Source organism: [Anoxybacillus] calidus (genome assembly GCF_013760845.1).
Lineage (GTDB): Bacteria > Bacillota > Bacilli > Bacillales > Anoxybacillaceae > Paranoxybacillus > Paranoxybacillus calidus.
Genome location: NZ_JACDUU010000002.1, coordinates 254,591 through 275,294 on the forward strand (window position 1 = coordinate 254,591; position 20,704 = coordinate 275,294).

Below are 20,704 nucleotides of genomic sequence, written 5' to 3' on the forward strand. Positions count from 1 at the left end.
TTCTTGTCCAGCTATATATGATGGTTGTGGAGGCTGTGCTTAAGGGGCAGTCTTTTTTAGGGGGAACATTGCATGAAGTATGCGCTTATTACGGGTGCTAGTGGTGATATTGGGCTTAGCATTGCTAAACAACTTGCCGCTGACGGGTATGGTCTTTTTTTGCATTATCATCAAAACCGGCATTCGCTTGAACAATTTGTTTCCAATACTTTAGTAAAAGAAGCGTATCTCATTCAAGCGGATCTTTCGGCGACAAATGGGGTAGAGATGCTTCTCTCCCAACTTCAGCAGCCGGTTGATGTGATTGTTCATAATTGTGGTAATAGCTATTATGGTCTTGTAACGGACATGAGTGATGAATTGGTCGCAAAAATGGTTCAGCTCCATGTGACAAGCCCGTTTTTGCTAACGAAAAAACTGCTGCCGCATATGATCTCGCAAAAAAGCGGCAATATTGTTGTTATTTCATCGATTTGGGGGTTAACAGGCGCATCGTGTGAAGTGTTGTATTCAATGGTAAAGGGTGGACAAAATACGTTCGTAAAGGCTTTGGCAAAAGAGCTTGCTCCAAGCGGCATTCGTGTTAACGCTGTTGCCCCGGGCGCCATCCATACAAAGATGTTGGATCAGTTTAATAAAGAGGAACTGGCGCAGCTTGCCGACGAAATACCGATGGGGAGAATGGGTACACCAGATGAAGTGGCAAAAGCCGTTTCGTTTTTGATTTCTAATCATGCTTCATATATTACAGGACAAATTTTATCTGTTAACGGTGGATGGTATTGTTAAGAAAATGAAATGAATCGAATAATTTCACAAAAGGTAGGCAAACTATCCTTGAATCGAATATCAAGGAGGTAGAGATCATGTCTGTTTTAGATAATTTTGAACAATGGAAGAGCTTTTTAAGCGAACGGTTAGAGCAGGCACAGCAACAAGGAATGAACAGCGAAGTGGTTTCCGATATAGCCTACCAAATCGGTGACTATTTAGCGAGACAAGTGGATCCAAAAAACCCTGAAGAACGTGTTCTTGCTGACCTTTGGAACGTCGCAGATGAACAGGAACAGCATGCAATCGCTAATGCGATGGTTAAATTAGTGCAAAGCAAAAAATAAGAAGAGAGGGGAAACCTCTCTTTTTCGTTATGTATTATCATTTTTCCTTGTTTCCTTCCAAGCTCTTTTCTGTTGCATTGAAATTCGCTATTATAGTAGTATGAATTTAGCATCATACATACGCCAATAAGAGCGATATTGGACCATCCTAGTAAAAGGGAGGAAATGACGATGGGGAAAAAAGAATGGTATTTAGAATATGAAATACATATCAATCGACCGGGGCTGTTAGGCGATATTTCTTCTCTTTTAGGGATGTTGTCCATTAATATTGTAACGATTAATGGCGTAGATGATTCGAGACGTGGAATGCTTTTGCTTTGTGATAACAATGAGCAAATTGAGCGGCTTGAATCCATTTTGCGAACAATGGATAATATAACCGTTACGAAGTTGCGCCAGCCGAAATTGCGTGATCGTTTAGCTGTTCGGCATGGGCGCTATATTCAACGCGATGCGGATGACAAAAAGACGTTTCGTTTTGTTCGCGATGAGTTAGGATTGCTTGTTGACTTTATGGCTGAGCTTTTTAAACAAGAAGGCCATAAGTTAATTGGCATCCGCGGCATGCCTCGTGTGGGGAAAACAGAATCTGTCGTTGCAGCAAGCGTTTGTGCCAATAAACGTTGGTTATTTGTATCATCGACATTGATTAAACAAACTGTTCGCAGTCAATTAATAGAAGATGAATATAATGAGAGCAATATATTCATCATTGACGCTATTGTTTCGACCCGCCGTGCAAACGAACGCCATTGGCAGCTAATTCGCGAACTAATGCGCTTGCCGACAACGAAAGTCGTTGAGCATCCAGATATTTTTGTAAGACATACAGAGTATACACTTGATGATTTTGACTATATTATTGAATTACGAAATGAACATGATGAAGAAATTACATATGATTTAATTAATGATCAGTCTTTATTTTCTGAAGATGGATTCGGAAATTTTGACTTTTAATATAAAAGATATGGAAGGTGTTCTAATTGACAGAGTTAGGTAAGCGATTGAAAGAAGCAAGAGAAGCGAAGCAAATTAGCTTAGATGAGTTACAGGAAATGACGAAAATTCAAAAACGTTATTTAATTGGGATTGAAGAAGGCAATTATGCCATCATGCCGGGAAATTTTTATGTACGTGCGTTTATTAAGCAATATGCAGAAGCTGTAGGATTAGACTCTGAACAGTTATTTGAAGAGTACAAACATGAGATTCCTAGTTCACAGCATGAGGAATTACCTGAACAACTGTCACGGGTAAAAAGCAGACAGCAACTTTCGGCGAAAACGTCGAAAATCATCGATATGCTTCCGAAGCTGCTGACGACATTATTTATTATTGGAGCAGCAGTTGTACTTTGGCTGATTATACAAAATTGGGATGTAAATGAAACATCAGAGGAAAATGTAGCAAGCAATACAACGGAAGTTGAACAATCAAAAAATTCTCCTTTAGAAGAAGCGGAGGATAAAGAGAAAAGTCAGGAAAATAAAGAGAAAAGTAAAGATCAAAAGAAAGATCAATCATCTGAACAACCTTCAGAGCAAGGAGAAAGCACCCATACATTAACGGTTATTGAGCAAAATGGAAGAGAATCAACTGTAGAGCTAACGAATACAAATCAATTTGTACTCGAAGTTGCTTCTAAGGGAACATCATGGGTTGAAGTTCGCAATGGGAAAGGCCACTCATTTTTTGCGGCTAATTTAAACGCAAATGAAACACAGCGATTTGATTTGTCGAATGAATCAGAAATTCTTGTGAAAATCGGAAAAACAACAGATGTCGAAATGAAAATTAATGGACAACCTTTTACTTATCCAGCTAATCCTAATGAGGAAGTGTTTCAAAAAATAAAAATCTTATTCAAAAAGTCGTAAGTCATCTTTGTATAGATGACTTTTATATGTTTTTTTGAGTGGAGGTCATTGGATGTGAATTTGCCAAATAAGATTACAGTAGCACGAATTATGCTTATTCCCTTTTTTCTGATCGTTATGCTTGTTCCATTTAACTGGGGGAACGTTCAAGTTGGTACGCAAATATTGCCGGTGGCTCACTTAATTGGTGCATTGATTTTTATTTTAGCTTCAACGACTGATTGGATTGATGGTTATTTTGCCCGCAAGTATAACTTAGTTACGAATTTAGGTAAGTTTTTAGATCCGCTTGCCGACAAGTTGCTTGTGTCTGCAGCGCTTATCGTACTTGTTCAGCTTGACTTGGCGCCTGCATGGATGGTGATTATTATTATTAGCCGGGAGTTTGCGGTAACAGGATTACGTCTTGTTCTTGCAGGGGAAGGGGAAGTTGTCGCCGCAAACATGTTAGGCAAAATAAAAACATGGACGCAAATTATTGCGATTTCTGCTCTTCTTCTTCACAATTTGCCATTTCAAATGATTTCATTTCCGTTTGCGAAGATTTCATTATGGGTGGCAGTATTCTTTACGATTTGGTCTGGATGGGACTATTTTGCGAAAAATAAGCATGCGTTCATCCATTCGAAATAGCTCATTAATTGGAATTGTGCCAAAGGAGGCGCCTTTATGGTGAATGCCGAAATTATTGCTGTTGGTTCAGAATTGTTGCTCGGGCAAATCGCCAATACGAATGCCCAGTTTTTATCAAAGCAAATGGCGGATTTAGGGATTAATGTATATTTTCATACAGTTGTTGGTGACAATGCGTCACGGCTTCGTAAGGCAATTGAAATCGCACAGACGCGTGCCAACTTAATTATTTTTACAGGTGGACTCGGTCCGACAAAAGATGATTTAACAAAAGAAACGATTGCCAATCTATTAAACCGCAAGCTTATTATTGATGAGGAAGCGTTGCAATCGATACGTGCTTATTTTGCACGGACAAAGCAAATAATGACAGAAAATAATGTCAAACAAGCGCTTGTATTAGAGGGAGCCGAAGTATTGAAAAATGATTATGGCATGGCTCCCGGCATGGCACTGACCATTGATGAGATTACGTATATATTGTTGCCGGGGCCCCCGAAAGAAATGCAGCCAATGTTTTTAAATTATGGACGTCCATTTCTTATGCGAAAACTCGGGCGTCATGAACGAATCGAATCTCGCGTTTTGCGGTTTTTTGGCATCGGCGAATCGCAACTAGAGACAGAAATTGAAGATTTCATTTCCCATCAGTCTAATCCAACGATCGCTCCTCTTGCTGGTGACGGAGAAGTGACGTTACGTTTGACAGCAAAGCATCATTCAAGTGCAGAAGCGCAAAAAATGCTAGACAAGACCGAACGGGCAATTTTACAAAGAATTGGTGCCTATTTTTACGGATATAATGAGGAAACTCTCTTTTCTAAAACACTTGAAAAATTACAACAACACCGTTTAACGATTGCTTCTGCAGAAAGTTTAACAGGCGGATTATTTGCCCAGCAGTTAACAGCTATACCTGGTGCATCGCAAACGATAAAGGGTGGCATCGTTTGTTATACAAATGACATTAAAAAGCGTCTCCTTCACGTTTCAGAAGAGATATTACAGATGGATGGAGCAGTAAGCGCCCCATGTGCCAGAGCTTTAGCAGAAAATGTAAGGAAGCTTTACGAATCCGATATTGGCATTAGTTTTACGGGCTTAGCTGGACCCGGCTCCCTTGAAGGAAAGCCGGTGGGAACGGTTTACATCGGCATTGCCATCCATAATGAGCCGACAGAAGTATTTTCTTTGTCTCTTGCCGGCAGTCGTGAGGCGATCCGCATGCGTACAGCAAAATATGGAGCTTACTATCTCTTAAAAAAACTAGCAGTACACTCATAAGAATCTGACACCCTCTGAAACTTTTATTGATTGCAGAGGGGTCAGATTTTTTTACTTTTCCTCAGCTGTTCTCTTAGTGAAGGAGAAAATTGGTTTGTTCCCCATTAAAAGATAGAAAACAAACGAATAAATGTTCGATTTTTTACTTGGCAAATGAAACAAAAAGCGATATATTATAATTAGTTCAGAGATAAAAGGAGGAAATCTAGTGAACGATCGTCAAGCTGCCTTAGAGCAGGCGTTAAAACAAATTGAGAAACAATTTGGTAAAGGCTCAATTATGAAGCTGGGAGAGCAGACAGACCGTCAAATTTCTACGGTGTCAAGCGGCTCTCTAGCGTTAGATATCGCTTTGGGTGTTGGCGGTTATCCGCGCGGACGTATCATTGAAATTTATGGTCCAGAATCTTCTGGTAAAACGACAGTAGCACTGCATGCCATTGCTGAAGTACAAAAACTAGGCGGACAAGCTGCGTTCATAGATGCAGAGCATGCGCTCGATCCGATTTATGCTCAAAAACTAGGCGTTAATATTGATGAATTACTTCTTTCACAACCAGACACGGGTGAACAAGCATTAGAAATTGCGGAAGCATTAGTGAGAAGTGGTGCGGTAGACATTATCGTAATTGACTCTGTTGCTGCGCTTGTACCGAAGGCAGAAATTGAAGGAGAAATGGGAGACTCTCATGTCGGATTGCAAGCCCGCCTCATGTCACAAGCGTTACGTAAGTTATCAGGTGCTATTAATAAATCCAAAACAATTGCCATCTTTATTAACCAAATTCGTGAAAAAGTGGGAGTTATGTTTGGAAACCCAGAGACAACACCTGGTGGTCGCGCGTTAAAATTCTATGCTTCTGTTCGTCTGGAAGTGCGTCGTGCTGAGCAAATTAAGCAAGGCAACGATATGGTAGGAAACAAAACAAAAATTAAAGTGGTTAAAAACAAAGTGGCACCGCCATTTAGAACTGCGGATGTGGATATTATGTACGGTGAAGGCATTTCCCGTGAAGGCGAAATTATCGACATGGGTTCAGAGTTAGACATCATTCAAAAGAGCGGTTCTTGGTATTCTTATAAGGACGAGCGACTTGGCCAAGGACGCGAGAACGCCAAACAATTCCTAAAAGAAAACCCAGAAATTATGGAAGAAATCGCTCAAGAAATTCGCAAAAAATATGGTGTGAGTGCTTCTGTGTCTGCTGTGGATACGGAACAACAACAAGAAGAGTTAGACTTCCTTGAGGAATAATAGTTGGCACGGAGAGAAGAGACAGTTTAAATTGTCTCTTCTCTTTTTTATCATTTTAAAAAGATTCTGTCATATTTAACGGCATAATAAGAGACAGACCTTGACAATAAATTTTACCACCTTTAAAATTAACATGTATATTTTACTAATTTTTAAGCGGCTTTGAACCGGGCTGATCAGGACGAGAATGTGGCTGTTTGGCTGCTTGTCCATGAAAGTCTTGTGGAATAAGAGTGGATGTCTGTGTGAAGGTATAGAAGAAGCTCTTTAGTACACAAGAACCTGCCGGCTTTAGTCGTGCAGAGGTTCAGATTTTATTGTTATTGACAATGTGAAACGCCTTTGTGCTGTATGTTGAAATCTTGTAACAATGTACATGCCGACATTGATTTAGCAACTAATAAGTTCATAGCAAGAGGAGGTGAAATGGATGGGTATTGGTGCAATCATCTCCGCTTTGCTTGCCTTAATCGTCGGTGCAGTTGTTGGCTTTTTTGTTCGTAAATCCATTGCTGAAGCAAAAATTGGCGGCGCACAAATGGCTGCAAACCAAATTATTGAAGAAGCGAAACGTGAAGCTGATGCGCTGAAAAAAGAAGCTTTGCTGGAAGCGAAGGATGAAATTCACAAACTTCGTACAGAGGCAGAACAGGAAATTCGCGATCGAAGAAGTGAGCTGCAAAAACAAGAAAACCGTTTATTACAAAAAGAAGAGAATCTTGATAGAAAGGAAGAGACTCTTAATAAGCGTGAAGCACTTTTAGAGAAGAAAGAGGATTCTCTTAACGAAAGACAACAGCATATTGAACAGATGGAAAGCAAAGTGGAAGAACTCGTTCAGAAAGAGCAAGCAGAACTGGAGCGCATTTCTAGCTTATCGCGCGAAGAAGCAAGACAAATTATTTTAGAGCGTGTTGAAAAAGAACTTTCACACGAAATGGCCTTAATGATTAAGGAAGCAGAAATGCGCGCGAAAGAAGAAGCAGATAAGAAGGCGAAAGAGATTTTATCTCTCGCAATACAACGCTGTGCTGCTGATCATGTAGCTGAAACAACCGTTTCAGTTGTAAACTTGCCAAACGATGAAATGAAAGGCCGCATCATTGGACGTGAAGGTCGCAACATACGCACGCTCGAGACGCTAACAGGAATCGACCTCATTATTGACGATACTCCTGAAGCGGTGATTTTGTCTGGCTTTGATCCGATTCGTCGCGAAACAGCTAGACTTGCTTTAGATAAACTTGTTCAAGATGGACGTATTCATCCGGCTCGAATTGAAGAGATGGTTGAAAAAGCGAGACGTGAAGTGGATGAGCATATCCGTGAAGTCGGGGAACAAACGACATTTGAAGTTGGTGTTCACGGGCTGCATCCAGACCTCATTAAAATTTTAGGTCGTTTAAAATTCCGGACAAGCTACGGACAAAATGTTTTAAAGCACTCAATGGAAGTTGCGTTTTTAGCAGGATTGATGGCTGCCGAGTTAGGCGAGGACGAAATGTTGGCGAGACGTGCCGGTTTGCTTCATGATATTGGAAAGGCGATTGATCATGAAGTAGAAGGAAGCCACGTTGAAATCGGAGTTGAGTTAGCAACAAAATATAAAGAACATCCGGTTGTGATTAATAGTATCGCTTCACATCATGGCGATACGGAACCAACGTCGGTTATTGCTGTATTAGTCGCTGCGGCTGATGCACTATCAGCAGCACGACCAGGGGCACGGAGCGAAACGTTAGAAAACTATATTCGCCGACTTGAAAAGCTTGAAGAAATTGCTGAATCGTATGAAGGAGTCGAAAAATCTTATGCGATTCAAGCAGGACGTGAAGTGCGCATCATGGTAAAACCTGATGCGATCGATGATTTAGAGGCACATCGTCTAGCACGAGATATTCGTAAGCGCATTGAAGAAGAACTCGATTATCCAGGGCATATTAAAATTACTGTTATTCGTGAAACGAGAGCGGTTGAATATGCAAAATAAAGTGGCGATATGGCCACTTTATTTTTTTGATGTAGCATTGTCAAATACAGCGTTTTGTGCCAAACTGAGATACATAAGCGGAAATTTAAGATTAGAAAGGGTCATAAGATGAAACTGTTATTTATTGGCGATGTAGTTGGCTCACCAGGACGGAAAATGATTGAGCAGTATCTTCCAAAATTAAAAGCGAAACATAAGCCGAATGTCATTATTATTAATGGGGAAAATGCGGCAGGAGGCAAAGGAATTACAGAGAAGATTTATCGCGGTTTTATTGAACTTGGGGCCCATGCGATCACACTTGGTAACCATGCATGGGACAATCGTGAAATTTTTGAATTTATTGAAGATGCAAAAGTATTGGTTCGTCCAGCTAATTTGCCTGATGAAGCACCTGGAAAAGGAATCGTTTACGTTCAGATTGACGGTATGGAGGTTGCCGTTATTAACTTACAAGGAAGAACGTTTTTGCCAGCGATTGACTGTCCGTTTAAGAAAGCGGATGCCCTTATTGCTGAAGCTTCACAGCGCACACCGGTTATTTTCGTTGATTTTCATGCGGAAGCAACGAGTGAAAAACAAGCAATGGGTTGGTATTTAGATGGGCGTGTTTCGGCAGTAGTTGGTACGCATACACATGTGCAGACAGCAGACAACCGAATATTGCCAAAAGGAACAGCGTATATTACAGATGTTGGGATGACAGGACCGTATGATGGAATACTAGGAGTCGAACGTGAAGCCGTTTTGAAGAAATTTTTAACGGCTCTTCCCGTTCGCTTTGAAGTGACAGCAGGAAGAAGTCAACTCAATGGGGTCATTATAGATATTGACTCGAAAAGCGGCCGGGCAAAATCAATTGAACGAATCATGATCAATGATGATCATCCATATTTCGATTAATTTTCCTCCTATTAAGAATTTTTAAAAAATATTTTACGTTCAAGCAGGAATATTAGCAAAAAATAGGGAATATAGTAACAATGGAAATCAATCATATTGAATCAACCATTGTAGAACATAAGGAGGAACTAGGAATGGAAATATTAAAAGTTTCAGCAAAGTCTAATCCTAATTCTGTAGCAGGTGCACTTGCTGGAGTATTGCGCGAAAGAGGCGCAGCCGAAATCCAAGCAATCGGTGCAGGTGCATTAAACCAAGCCGTTAAGGCAGTAGCGATTGCACGAGGATTTGTGGCACCTAGTGGAGTTGACCTCATTTGTATTCCTGCGTTTACGGACATCCAAATCGATGGCGAAGAGCGTACAGCGATTAAATTAATTGTTGAGCCGCGCTAATCGAACAATGATATGGGGAACTGAGAGGCTGACCTAAAGCAAGTGTCAGACCCCACAACCATAGGAATCATGCTTGGAAAGAGCATGATTCCTGTGTATTGTGCGTGAGGTCAGACATTTAAAGGGGTCAGCCCCTTCTTTTTATGATGAGGAGGAGAGTCGAATGAGGCTGTTTGATGCACATTGTGATGTGTTGCTGAAGCTTTGGCTTAATCGTTCTCTATCGTTTCATGATGATCCATCGCTTCATGTTACCTGGAGCTCATTGCAACAAGCAAATGGAAAAGTGCAATGTTTTGCGATATACATACCACAAAATGTGTATCCGGAATCACGCTTTACCGTTGCGTTAGAAATGGTTGATCTTTTTTTTGAAGAAGTCATTGGCAATTTCCCTAATATGAAATTTGTTCGTTCAAAAAGCGATATATCCTCACTGGGTCCAAATGAAATTGGCGCAATGTTAACGTTGGAAGGATGTGATGCAATAGGAGAAAGTCTTGTCAAATTAAAAACATTGCTTCGTCTTGGCGTATCTTCTGTTGGTTTGACATGGAATTACGCCAATTCGGTAGCGGATGGAGCATGGGAAGAGCGGGGAGCAGGGCTAAGCAATTTTGGAAAGCAAGTTGTTCATGTATTAAACGAAGCAAAATGTTGGGTGGATGTGTCCCATTTGTCTGAAAAAGGCTTTTGGGATGTAATAGAAATGGCCGATTATCCAATTGCCTCCCACTCTAATGCGTATGCGCTATGTGCTCATCCACGTAATTTGCGCGATGAGCAAATTTGGGCGTTAATTAAAAAAAATAGTGTGATAGGTATTACGTTTGTTCCATCATTTGTTAGACAAGATAAGCATCCTGCTACAATTACAGATGTGTTGCGGCATCTTGATTACATTTGTTCACTCGGTGGCTCGCGTCACGTTGGATTCGGTTCTGATTTTGATGGCATCGATGAAACGGTGATTGGATTAGAAAATTTTAAATGCTATGAAAATCTAATTAATGAACTGCAAAAACATTATTCAGAAACAGATGTCCAACGCTTTCTATTCGATAATTTTTATGACCGTTTGCCGCGTTGACGAAAAAAACACTTATAGCAAAAAAATGTCTAATATTTTTAGATAAAGGGTTGCATTTTTTTTCCGATGGGTCTAGAATTAAAGCGTTTAGTATATTCCAATATGATGGAATTTTTAGAATAAAATCATAAGTTTAAATTCTAGTGATTTTATCAGAAAAGTGCTAAACTTATAAACGAACAATATTTGTTACTACTGATGGATTTTAAAGGGGTGTAAGAAATGATTAGTCAACTTTCATGGAAAGTTGGAGGACAACAAGGGGAAGGTATTGAAAGTACCGGTGAAATATTCTCCATTGCGTTAAACCGATTAGGCTATTACTTATACGGATACCGCCATTTCTCTTCCCGGATCAAAGGCGGACATACAAACAATAAAATTCGTGTAAGTACAACACAAGTTCGTTCCATTGCTGACGATCTTGATATATTGGTAGCGTTTGATCAAGAAACGATTGATTTTAACTTCCATGAGCTGCGCGATGGAGGTATTGTCATTGCCGACGCGAAGTTTAATCCGACTATTCCAGAAGGTACAAACGTGACTTTGTATGCGGTTCCATTTACAGAAATTGCCTCGAACTTAGGAACAGCATTAATGAAAAACATGGTTGCTGTCGGGGCTTCGAGCGCGGTACTTGACCTTGATATTGAAGTATATCAAGAAGTGGTACAAGAAATATTTGGTCGCAAAGGGCAGCAAGTTGTTGAGAAAAACATGGAAGCGATTCGCGCTGGCGCTGAGTTTATGAAAGAACAACTTGGCGATAACATACAAACAATGAAACTTGAAAAAGCGGATGGCAAAAAGCGCATGTTCATGATTGGAAATGACGCGATCGCTTTAGGAGCCATTGCCGGCGGTGCCCGCTTTATGGCTGCATATCCAATTACTCCGGCATCTGAAATCATGGAATACTTAATTAAAAAGCTTCCAGCATTAGGTGGCGCTGTCATTCAAACAGAAGACGAAATCGCTGCTTGTACGATGGCGATCGGCGCGAATTATGCTGGTGTGCGCGCATTAACCGCATCTGCTGGACCAGGGCTTTCATTAATGATGGAAGCAATCGGTCTTGCTGGTATTACAGAAACTCCGATTGTCATTGTTGATACACAACGCGGTGGTCCAAGTACGGGATTGCCTACAAAACAAGAGCAATCTGACTTAATGGCAATGATTTACGGAACGCATGGCGAAATTCCGAAAATTGTTATGGCGCCAAGTACAGTGCAAGAAGCATTCTATGATATGGTTGAAGCGTTCAACCTTGCAGAGGAATATCAATGCCCTGTTATCGTTCTATCTGACTTACAGCTCTCATTAGGAAAGCAAACAGTAGAACCGCTTGAATATGATAAAATTGAGATTCGCCGCGGTAAATTAGTGACAGGTGAATTACCGCCGCTTGACAACAAAGAATATTTTAAGCGATATGAAGTCACAGAGGATGGTATCTCTCCACGCGTTCTACCAGGAATGCCTAACGGTATTCATCACGTAACAGGTGTAGAACATGCGGAAACAGGAAAACCATCTGAATTAGCATCCAATCGTAAAGCGCAAATGGATAAACGTTTGCGTAAATTGAAAAACATTCAATTCAACACACCAGTTCACAAAAACGTTAAACACGAAGAAGCAGATGTATTAATCGTGGGCTTTAACTCTACGCGCGGTGCCATTGAAGAAGCAATGGAACGTTTAGAGTTAGACGGCTTAAAAGTAAACCATGCGCATGTTCGTCTCATTCATCCATTCCCAACGGACGAGATGTTACCATTAGTACAATCAGCGAAGAAAGTGGTCGTTGTTGAACAAAACGCAACAGGCCAGCTTGCTAACATTATTAAGATGAATGTAGGACATGCTGATAAGATTTACAGCGTCTTGAAATATGACGGTAATCCGTTCTTGCCACACGAAGTTTATACAAAATGCAAGGAGTTGTTATAAAAATGGCGACATTTAAAGATTTCCGTAATGACGTTAAACCGAACTGGTGTCCAGGCTGTGGTGACTTCTCTGTACAAGCGGCGATTCAGCGCGCAGCAGCTAACGTTGGTTTAGAGCCGCATCAATTGGCGATCATTTCAGGTATCGGATGTTCGGGGCGTATTTCTGGTTACGTTCATTCGTACGGTTTCCACGGCATTCACGGTCGCGCTTTGCCAATTGCGCAAGGGGTGAAGATGGCCAACCGCGATTTGACCGTTATTGCTGCAGGTGGTGACGGTGATGGTTTTGCAATCGGTATGGGCCATACGATTCATGCGATTCGCCGTAACATTGATATTACGTATATTGTCATGGACAACCAAATTTACGGCTTAACAAAAGGACAAACATCCCCACGCAGTGATGTTGGCTTTAAGACAAAAAGTACGCCGCAAGGTTCCGTAGAGCCTGCGTTATCGATTATGGAAATGGCATTGAGCGCGGGTGCAACATTTGTGGCACAAAGTTTCTCAAGTGACTTAAAAGAATTGACATACCTAATTGAAGAAGGAATTAAGCATAAAGGATTCTCTTTAATTAACGTATTTAGCCCATGTGTAACATACAACAAAGTGAACACATATGATTGGTTTAAAGAAAACCTTACTAGCCTCAGCAAGATTGAAGGCTACGATCCATCTGACCGCATGATGGCCATGCAGACATTAATGAAGCATAAAGGTCTTGTAACAGGGCTTATTTATCAAAACAAAGAGCAAAAATCTTATCAAGAACTTATTCACGGATACAGTGAAACACCGCTTGCTCATGCCGAGCTTAAATTAAGCAAAGAGAAATTTGACGAGTTTATCGTGGAATTCATGTAATGGAAAAAACAACTCTCAGACAGGACTTGCCTGTTTGAGAGTTGTTTTGTTAATATAAAGTGTTGCGGAAAAAACAAGTTCTGCAACCAATCATCATCTTTTTACGAGTACGCAAGTTGTGCAAGTTATGAAAAATTAGTGAAGATGGCAATTTCTATTGTTTAAAATGGTCTATAATTATATACTATGATAATGTGTATATGTATATGCATTTTTATGCTTGGATAGAAAGGAGATTTTTATGAACGAAAAACAACGTCTAGAACAAACAGGTCAAATTAAAACAGCGGATTATCCAACGGACAAAAAATCCGTTCTGGATGTACAGGAAAATTTAAATCGTCTCAAGCAAAAAACAAGTAAAGATTATGAAAAATATTTTTCAACAGTCTTTATCCCACCGAATTTAAAAGAAGCAAAAAAACGCGGAAAAGAAGAAGTCAAATATCATAAAGATTTCACCATTCCAGAAGAATTAAAAGGAATGGGAATCGGCCGCAAGTTCTACATTCGCACATATGGCTGTCAAATGAACGAACATGATACAGAAGTCATGGCCGGTATCTTTATGGCGTTAGGTTATGAGCCGACAGACAATCCAGAAGATGCAAATGTTATTCTTTTAAATACATGTGCGATTCGTGAAAACGCTGAAAACAAAGTATTTGGCGAAATCGGTCACTTAAAGCCGCTTAAGCAAAAAAATCCTGATCTTTTACTCGGTGTTTGCGGCTGTATGTCACAAGAAGAATCGGTTGTCAACAAAATTTTGAAACAGTTCCAATATGTGGATATGATCTTCGGTACGCATAACATTCACCGCTTGCCATATATCTTAAAAGAAGCGTACATGTCAAAAGAAATGGTTGTCGAAGTATGGTCAAAAGAAGGAGACGTTATCGAGAACCTTCCAAAGGTACGCAAAGGTAACATTAAAGCATGGGTTAATATTATGTACGGCTGTGACAAATTCTGTACGTACTGTATCGTCCCTTATACGCGCGGGAAAGAGCGCAGCCGTCGTCCGGAAGATATTATTCAAGAAGTGCGCCATTTAGCAGCGCAAGGCTACAAGGAAATCACGCTTCTTGGACAAAACGTGAATGCCTACGGTAAAGACTTTACTGACATGAAATACGGTTTAGGCGACTTAATGGATGAGCTTCGTAAAATTGATATTGCTCGCATTCGTTTCACGACAAGCCATCCGCGTGATTTTGACGACCGCTTAATCGAAGTGTTAGCAAAAGGTGGAAACCTTGTTGAGCACATTCACTTACCAGTACAATCTGGAAGCACAGAAATTTTAAAATTAATGGCTCGTAAATATACGCGTGAGCAATATTTAGAACTTGTGCGCAAAATTAAAGCAGCGATTCCGGATGTTTCCTTAACAACGGACATTATTGTCGGCTTCCCGAACGAAACAGAAGAACAATTTGAAGAAACATTATCACTATACCGTGAAGTTGAGTTCGATTCTGCGTACACGTTCATCTACTCACCGCGTGAAGGCACACCAGCGGCGAAAATGGTTGACAATGTGCCGATGGAAGTGAAAAAAGAGCGCCTTCAACGTTTAAACGCCCTTGTAAACGAAATTTCTGCGAAAAAATTGAAGGAATATGAGGGTAAGATTGTCGAAGTGTTAGTAGAAGGTGAAAGTAAAAACAATCCAGACGTACTTGCCGGCTACACTCGTAAAAATAAACTTGTTAACTTTACTGGTCCAAAATCAGCGATTGGTAAACTTGTAAAGGTGCGCATCACTGAAGCAAAAACATGGACATTGAACGGAGAAATGGTAGAAGAAGCGATTGAGGTGAAATAAGATGGCAAAATATACAAAAGATGATATTGTTGCTCGCGCAAAAGAATTGGCAAAAATGATTGCGGAAACAGAAGAAGTTGACTTTTTTAAAAAAGCGGAAGAAAAAATTAATCAAAACGAAAAAGTGCGCAGCATGATTAACAAAATTAAATCTTTGCAAAAGCAGGCTGTGAACTTTCAGCATTATGGCAAACATGAAGCGCTCAAAAAAGTAGAAGCAGAAATTGATGCGATTTATGAAGAGCTTTCACAAATCCCGATTGTTGAAGAATTTAAGCAATCACAAATAGAAGTGAACGATTTATTGCAATTAGTCGCTTCTACCATTTCCCAAACCGTAACGGATGAAATCATCGTTTCAACAGGCGGTGACGTGTTGCGCGGAGAAACTGGCGCACAAATGAAAAACGGTCATTGCGGTAGCTGCCATTAAGAAAAAAGACGTCTCTTAATAGTAAATAGTTCTGTTTTTGTGGAGAAACATTAGAAACGGTATATGAAATAGCAGACCAAATAGCAACTAAAATGGTCTGCTATTTTTTATTGGTATATCAGCGTTTTTAATAATAAACAAGCCAAAAATAACATAGCAAATAGCATACCCCATTTAACAAAGTGGCAATGACTATTGTCACCGTGAGAATTAGGGTGCTAATTTCAATGTTATTCGTAAAATACTTTTTAAAACACGCAAATGAAATCGTCATTTTATATTAAAATGAATATAAGAGTGTGAAGAAATGTACTTAAGCTAACGAAACAGATTAGTTGAAGAAGTTATAAATTGAATAGATTAAAGTAATAGAGCATTTCTTTGTAATGAGGAATGCTTTTTATCTTTGTCTAAAATTAAAAGGATATTTCTATAAAACAATAAAAATATAATAAAAATAAATAATAATTTATTGTGGAACGATAAAATGCGTATTAAAATCAAATTAACAATAAAATTAACAATAAATAAGTGAGGTGCTTTTTATGAAACAAGGAACAACATTGTTTTTAAAAATAGCTGTTTTTATTATCGGAACTCCAGTTCTTGCTTTATGTATATTTGGGTTGCCTATGTTAGCTAAAGAAGCAGCAGAAAGTAATTCGGAGTTCGCTTATGTACTATATGGCTTTTTAATAGTTATGTATGTATCGGCGATACCATTTTTCTTCGCTCTGTATCAGGCTTTTAAACTTTTAAGTTATATTGACAAGAATAAAGCTTTCTCGGAATTATCTGTAAAGGCTTTAAAGAATATAAAATACTGTGCCATCACAATCAGTATCTTGTATGTGCCAGGTTTGCCACTCTTCTATCTCATGGCGGAGGTAGACGACGCCCCAGGTATCATACTACTCGGATTGGTCATTATTTTTGCTTCAACGATTATTGCAGTCTTTGCTGCTGTTCTTCAAAGGCTTTTACAAGAAGCCATCGATATAAAATCAGAAAATGATTTAACGATCTGAGGTGAAAACAATGGCAATTATAATCAATATTGATGTAATGTTGGCTAAAAGGAAAATGAGCCTTACAGAACTTTCGGAGAGGGTTGGAATAACGATGGCTAATCTTTCTATATTGAAAAATGGAAAGGCAAAAGCGATTCGATTATCAACTTTAGATGCGATTTGTAAGGCTTTAGAATGTCAGCCTGGAGATATTTTAGAATACAAAAGTGACGAAGATAGTCAGGGATAATACCAATCTTCAACTAACGCGGGTTAGTTGAACAAGACCAACACTATAAAGTTAAAACGCTTGGGGTTCTTTGAAATACCCCAAGCGTTTTTATGTTTTAATTATATTGTTATTGTGCCTGTTATTTAATGTGTCATTTACACTGTTATTTAGCTTTTTCTCCACATTATCAGAACTACTTATCTTAATAGGGGCGTCTTTTTTGTTATTCAGAACATACAAATGGAGTATAAATTGAACATTGTTTTCTATTAAAAAATTGGATTCCAAAGCGATTTTCTAAAAATAGGAACATAATATTTGAGTAAACTCGCATACAATGAACTATACGGAATTATTCATAAAATTATGTGCACATTAGGCGGATAACCAGCATAGGATGAAATGAAGATTCATTTGAGGAGGGTTTGCTCATATGTCTGAATACAGAGAAATTATTACAAAGGCAGTTGTTGCCAAAGGCCGTAAATTTACGCAGTCAACGCATACCGTTTCCGCACAGCATCGGCCAACGAGCATTTTAGGTTGTTGGATTATTAATCACCGTTATGATGCAAAGAAAAGCGATCGCAATGTAGAAATTCATGGTTACTACGATATTAACGTTTGGTATTCGTATAGTGACAACACAAAAACAGAAGTAGTAACGGAAACAGTGGGTTATACAGATGTTGTGAGATTAAAATATCGTGATGATGATATTATTAATGACGACCAAGAAGTTATGGCCCGCGTCATTCAGCAACCGAATTGTTTAGAATGTACAATATCACCAAATGGCAACAAAGTTGTTGTCCAAGTAGAAAGAGAGTTTATTGCTGAAGTGATCGGTGAAACAAAAGTATGGGTTGCTGTCAATCCGAATGCGAGCGAAGAAGATGATGATGACTTTGATTACGACGATGTTGATGATGCGGAATTAGAAGATTTAAATCCAGATTTGTTGCTTGGTGATGAAGAATAAAGAGGCTGTCCAATAAGTGCCTGACCTCACAATATAGATTCGTACTTATCAAACGTAATGTACGATATATTGTAGTTGTGAGGTTTGGCACTTTGCCTTTGAGACAGCCTCTTTTTTTTGTGTACATAACTTGACTTTATGAATCTTTTCTTTATACAACATCAGTAGAAAATTGTTGAAGTATGTTATAATAAAGAAGCTAAATGTAAGATTTAAAATGTTGGAGGAATAATATGGCTACATATACGCCAATGATACAGCAATATTTACAGATTAAGGCACAATATCAAGATGCCTTTTTATTTTTTCGACTTGGAGATTTTTATGAGATGTTTTTTGAAGATGCTGTGAAAGCAGCACAGGAGCTTGAAATTACGTTAACAAGCCGGGATGGCGGAACAGAAGAACGTATTCCTATGTGTGGTGTCCCGTATCATTCCGCTCAAGGGTATATTGAACAATTAATTGCTAAAGGATACAAGGTTGCTATTTGTGAACAAGTAGAGGACCCAAAGGCAGCAAAAGGAGTTGTCCGCCGCGAAGTTGTGCAGCTGATCACTCCTGGGACTGTGATGGAAGGAAGAGGATTAGAAGAAAAGGAGAATAACTATTTAGCAACGATTACAGAATTTGAGGATGGTACTTATGGCTTTGCCTATACAGACTTATCGACCGGGGAAAACCGTATTACGATGCTTTCCTCATTTGAAGAGGTCCTCAATGAAATTTACTCGATTGGAACAAGAGAAATTGTTGTTTCTTCGCAGTTTTCCGAAGAGGCAAGTCAGAAAATAAAAGAGCGTTACGATGTAACCATTTCCTATGAGGAGGAAACAACGGTTGCGGAAGCATTTCAAGCGGTCATTCGTTCACTTGAGCAGGACAAGTTAAAAATAACGTTCGCCCGCTTGTTAAACTATTTAGTAAAGACGCAAAAGAGAAGCCTTGATCATTTGCAAGCAGTGCAAGTTTATCAAGTCAATCAATATATGAAAATCGACTTATATTCCAAACGGAACCTCGAACTGACGGAAACGATTCGCTCAAAAGGAAGAAAAGGTTCTCTTTTATGGCTCTTAGATGAAACGATAACGGCGATGGGTGGACGCTTGCTGAAACAATGGATTGACCGCCCGCTTTTAGACCGCAAAAAAATCGAACGCCGTCTGAATATGGTTGAGACGTTCATGCGTCATTATTTTGAACGTCAAGAATTGCGCGATTTGCTTCGTGAAGTGTATGACTTAGAGCGTTTAGCAGGACGGGTTGCCTATGGAAATGTGAATGCCCGCGACCTTATTCAATTAAAAAAATCGCTCCAGCAAATACCGGCTATACAAGCGGTGATAAAAAGGCTGGAGAATGAAGAAGCACAAGCGCTGGCAGAAAAAATTGACCCATGTACAGAGCTTGTTGATTTATTAGAAAAATCCATTCAAGACAACCCACCGCTATCCGTTAAAGAAGGCGATATTATTAAAGACGGGTATAATAAGACACTGGATGAGTACCGTGATGCGAGTCGAAACGGTAAATCATGGATTGCTCAACTCGAAAGCAAAGAAAGGGAATTGACAGGAATTAAATCATTAAAAATTGGGTATAATCGTGTGTTCGGCTATTACATCGAAGTAACAAAAGCGAACCTTCACTTATTGCCAGAAGGACGATATGAACGAAAACAGACGTTAGCGAATGCGGAGCGTTTTATTACACAAGAATTAAAAGAAAAAGAAGCGCTTATTTTAGAGGCGGAAGAAAAAAGCGTTGAACTTGAATATCAATTGTTTGTAGAAATTCGTGAGCAAGTGAAACAATTTATCCCGCGCCTTCAAAAATTAGCAAAAATCATTAGCCAGCTCGATGTCTTGCAATGCTTTGCAACCGTGAGCGAAGAGCGTCACTACGTAAAACCGCACTTCTCTGAAAACAGGGAATTGTTCATAAAAGACGGCCGTCACCCAGTAGTTGAAAAAGTTCTTTCTTCCCAAACTTATGTGCCAAATGACTGTTATATGAATGAAGAACGTGAAATGTTGCTTATTACAGGACCGAACATGTCCGGAAAAAGCACCTATATGCGACAAATTGCACTTACCGCCATCATGGCGCAAATCGGTTGTTTTGTTCCGGCCGATGAAGCCGTATTGCCAATTTTTGACCAAGTGTTTACGCGGATTGGTGCGGCAGATGACTTAGTTTCTGGACAAAGTACGTTCATGGTTGAAATGTTAGAAGCGCGTAACGCTATTGTTCATGCTACCCAAAACAGTCTCATCTTGTTTGATGAAATTGGTCGCGGTACGTCCACCTATGATGGAATGGCATTAGCGCAGGCGATTATTGAGTATATTCATAATAATATTGGTGCAAAAACGTTGTTTAGTACACATTACCATGAATTGACGGTATTGGAACAATCCTTGAACAAATTAAAGAATGTTCATGTAAGCGCGATCGAGGAAAACGGAAAGGTCGTATTTCTTCATAAAATTAAAGAAGGGCCGGCGGATAAAAGCTATGGCATTCATGTTGCGGAGTTAGCGGAATTGCCACGTGAGTTAATCACTCGCGCACAGGAAATTTTAGCAGATTTAGAGCAAAACGGTGAGAAGCCGAAACAGCCGATCGTTCATGAAGAAACACAACAATTCGAGCAATTAAGCATGTTCGTAGAAGAAACATCAAAAGAACAAGAAAAAGAAAAGCTGTTTTCGAAAAAAGAAAAAGAAACGATTAAGCTGATCCAATCGCTCGACTTACTTGATATGACTCCGCTTGAAGCGATGAATAAGCTGTATGAAATTCAAAAAATGTTAAAGTGATGAGCAAGGAGG

Annotated in this window: 19 protein-coding genes; all 19 read left to right on the forward strand. The window is 39.5% G+C overall.

Going from position 1 to position 20,704, the window contains the following annotated elements; all coding sequences use genetic code 11:
• Window positions 1–72: 72 nt before the first annotated feature.
• A complete protein-coding gene (ymfI, locus tag HNQ85_RS05535; protein WP_181536769.1) occupies window positions 73–789 on the forward strand; it encodes an elongation factor P 5-aminopentanone reductase in 717 nt (238 codons plus the stop codon).
• A 77-nt stretch (window positions 790–866) separates the two neighbouring features.
• Complete coding sequence (locus tag HNQ85_RS05540) at window positions 867–1,118, forward strand: DUF3243 domain-containing protein (RefSeq protein WP_181536770.1); 252 nt, start codon at window positions 867–869, stop codon at window positions 1,116–1,118.
• A gap of 171 nt (window positions 1,119–1,289) precedes the next feature.
• The gene (locus tag HNQ85_RS05545; protein ID WP_181536771.1) at window positions 1,290–2,081 is read left to right on the forward strand and encodes a DUF3388 domain-containing protein; all 792 of its coding nucleotides are present in this window, start codon (window positions 1,290–1,292) and stop codon (window positions 2,079–2,081) included.
• A gap of 26 nt (window positions 2,082–2,107) precedes the next feature.
• Window positions 2,108–3,001, forward strand: a complete 894-nt coding sequence (locus HNQ85_RS05550) for a helix-turn-helix domain-containing protein (RefSeq protein WP_181536772.1) — start codon at window positions 2,108–2,110, stop codon at window positions 2,999–3,001.
• Window positions 3,002–3,055: 54 nt separating this feature from the next.
• Window positions 3,056–3,634: a CDP-diacylglycerol--glycerol-3-phosphate 3-phosphatidyltransferase gene (pgsA, locus tag HNQ85_RS05555; protein ID WP_181536773.1), complete on the forward strand. Its 579-nt coding sequence runs from the start codon at window positions 3,056–3,058 to the stop codon at window positions 3,632–3,634.
• Between the two features lie 39 nt (window positions 3,635–3,673).
• The gene (locus HNQ85_RS05560; protein ID WP_181537002.1) at window positions 3,674–4,918 is read left to right on the forward strand and encodes a competence/damage-inducible protein A; all 1,245 of its coding nucleotides are present in this window, start codon (window positions 3,674–3,676) and stop codon (window positions 4,916–4,918) included.
• Window positions 4,919–5,126: 208 nt separating this feature from the next.
• Window positions 5,127–6,173, forward strand: a complete 1,047-nt coding sequence (gene recA, locus HNQ85_RS05565) for a recombinase RecA (protein WP_181536774.1) — start codon at window positions 5,127–5,129, stop codon at window positions 6,171–6,173.
• A 430-nt stretch (window positions 6,174–6,603) separates the two neighbouring features.
• Window positions 6,604–8,163 carry a ribonuclease Y gene (gene rny / locus HNQ85_RS05570; RefSeq protein ID WP_181536775.1) on the forward strand — a complete coding sequence of 520 codons (1,560 nt, stop codon included), beginning with the start codon at window positions 6,604–6,606 and terminating at the stop codon, window positions 8,161–8,163.
• Between the two features lie 108 nt (window positions 8,164–8,271).
• A complete protein-coding gene (locus HNQ85_RS05575; protein ID WP_181536776.1) occupies window positions 8,272–9,066 on the forward strand; it encodes a TIGR00282 family metallophosphoesterase in 795 nt (264 codons plus the stop codon).
• A gap of 134 nt (window positions 9,067–9,200) precedes the next feature.
• Window positions 9,201–9,461 carry a stage V sporulation protein SpoVS gene (spoVS, locus tag HNQ85_RS05580; RefSeq protein WP_003181955.1) on the forward strand — a complete coding sequence of 87 codons (261 nt, stop codon included), beginning with the start codon at window positions 9,201–9,203 and terminating at the stop codon, window positions 9,459–9,461.
• Window positions 9,462–9,624: 163 nt separating this feature from the next.
• Entirely contained in the window at window positions 9,625–10,551 is a 927-nt protein-coding gene (locus tag HNQ85_RS05585) for a dipeptidase (RefSeq protein WP_181536777.1), read from the forward strand.
• Window positions 10,552–10,773: 222 nt separating this feature from the next.
• Window positions 10,774–12,510 carry a 2-oxoacid:acceptor oxidoreductase subunit alpha gene (locus HNQ85_RS05590; RefSeq protein ID WP_181536778.1) on the forward strand — a complete coding sequence of 579 codons (1,737 nt, stop codon included), beginning with the start codon at window positions 10,774–10,776 and terminating at the stop codon, window positions 12,508–12,510.
• A 2-nt stretch (window positions 12,511–12,512) separates the two neighbouring features.
• Complete coding sequence (locus HNQ85_RS05595) at window positions 12,513–13,379, forward strand: 2-oxoacid:ferredoxin oxidoreductase subunit beta (RefSeq protein ID WP_181536779.1); 867 nt, start codon at window positions 12,513–12,515, stop codon at window positions 13,377–13,379.
• Between the two features lie 241 nt (window positions 13,380–13,620).
• A complete protein-coding gene (miaB, locus tag HNQ85_RS05600) occupies window positions 13,621–15,210 on the forward strand; it encodes a tRNA (N6-isopentenyl adenosine(37)-C2)-methylthiotransferase MiaB (protein ID WP_181536780.1) in 1,590 nt (529 codons plus the stop codon).
• 1 nt (window position 15,211) lies between these two features.
• Window positions 15,212–15,643 carry a RicAFT regulatory complex protein RicA family protein gene (locus HNQ85_RS05605; protein ID WP_181536781.1) on the forward strand — a complete coding sequence of 144 codons (432 nt, stop codon included), beginning with the start codon at window positions 15,212–15,214 and terminating at the stop codon, window positions 15,641–15,643.
• 545 nt (window positions 15,644–16,188) lie between these two features.
• On the forward strand, window positions 16,189–16,671 hold the full coding sequence (locus tag HNQ85_RS05610; protein ID WP_181536782.1) for a DUF2975 domain-containing protein: 483 nt from the start codon (window positions 16,189–16,191) through the stop codon (window positions 16,669–16,671).
• Window positions 16,672–16,681: 10 nt separating this feature from the next.
• Window positions 16,682–16,903: a helix-turn-helix domain-containing protein gene (locus tag HNQ85_RS05615; RefSeq protein ID WP_181536783.1), complete on the forward strand. Its 222-nt coding sequence runs from the start codon at window positions 16,682–16,684 to the stop codon at window positions 16,901–16,903.
• 415 nt (window positions 16,904–17,318) lie between these two features.
• On the forward strand, window positions 17,319–17,867 hold the full coding sequence (locus tag HNQ85_RS05620) for an outer spore coat protein CotE (RefSeq protein ID WP_181536784.1): 549 nt from the start codon (window positions 17,319–17,321) through the stop codon (window positions 17,865–17,867).
• 233 nt (window positions 17,868–18,100) lie between these two features.
• Window positions 18,101–20,692: a DNA mismatch repair protein MutS gene (mutS, locus tag HNQ85_RS05625; protein ID WP_181536785.1), complete on the forward strand. Its 2,592-nt coding sequence runs from the start codon at window positions 18,101–18,103 to the stop codon at window positions 20,690–20,692.
• Window positions 20,693–20,704: the final 12 nt, after the last annotated feature.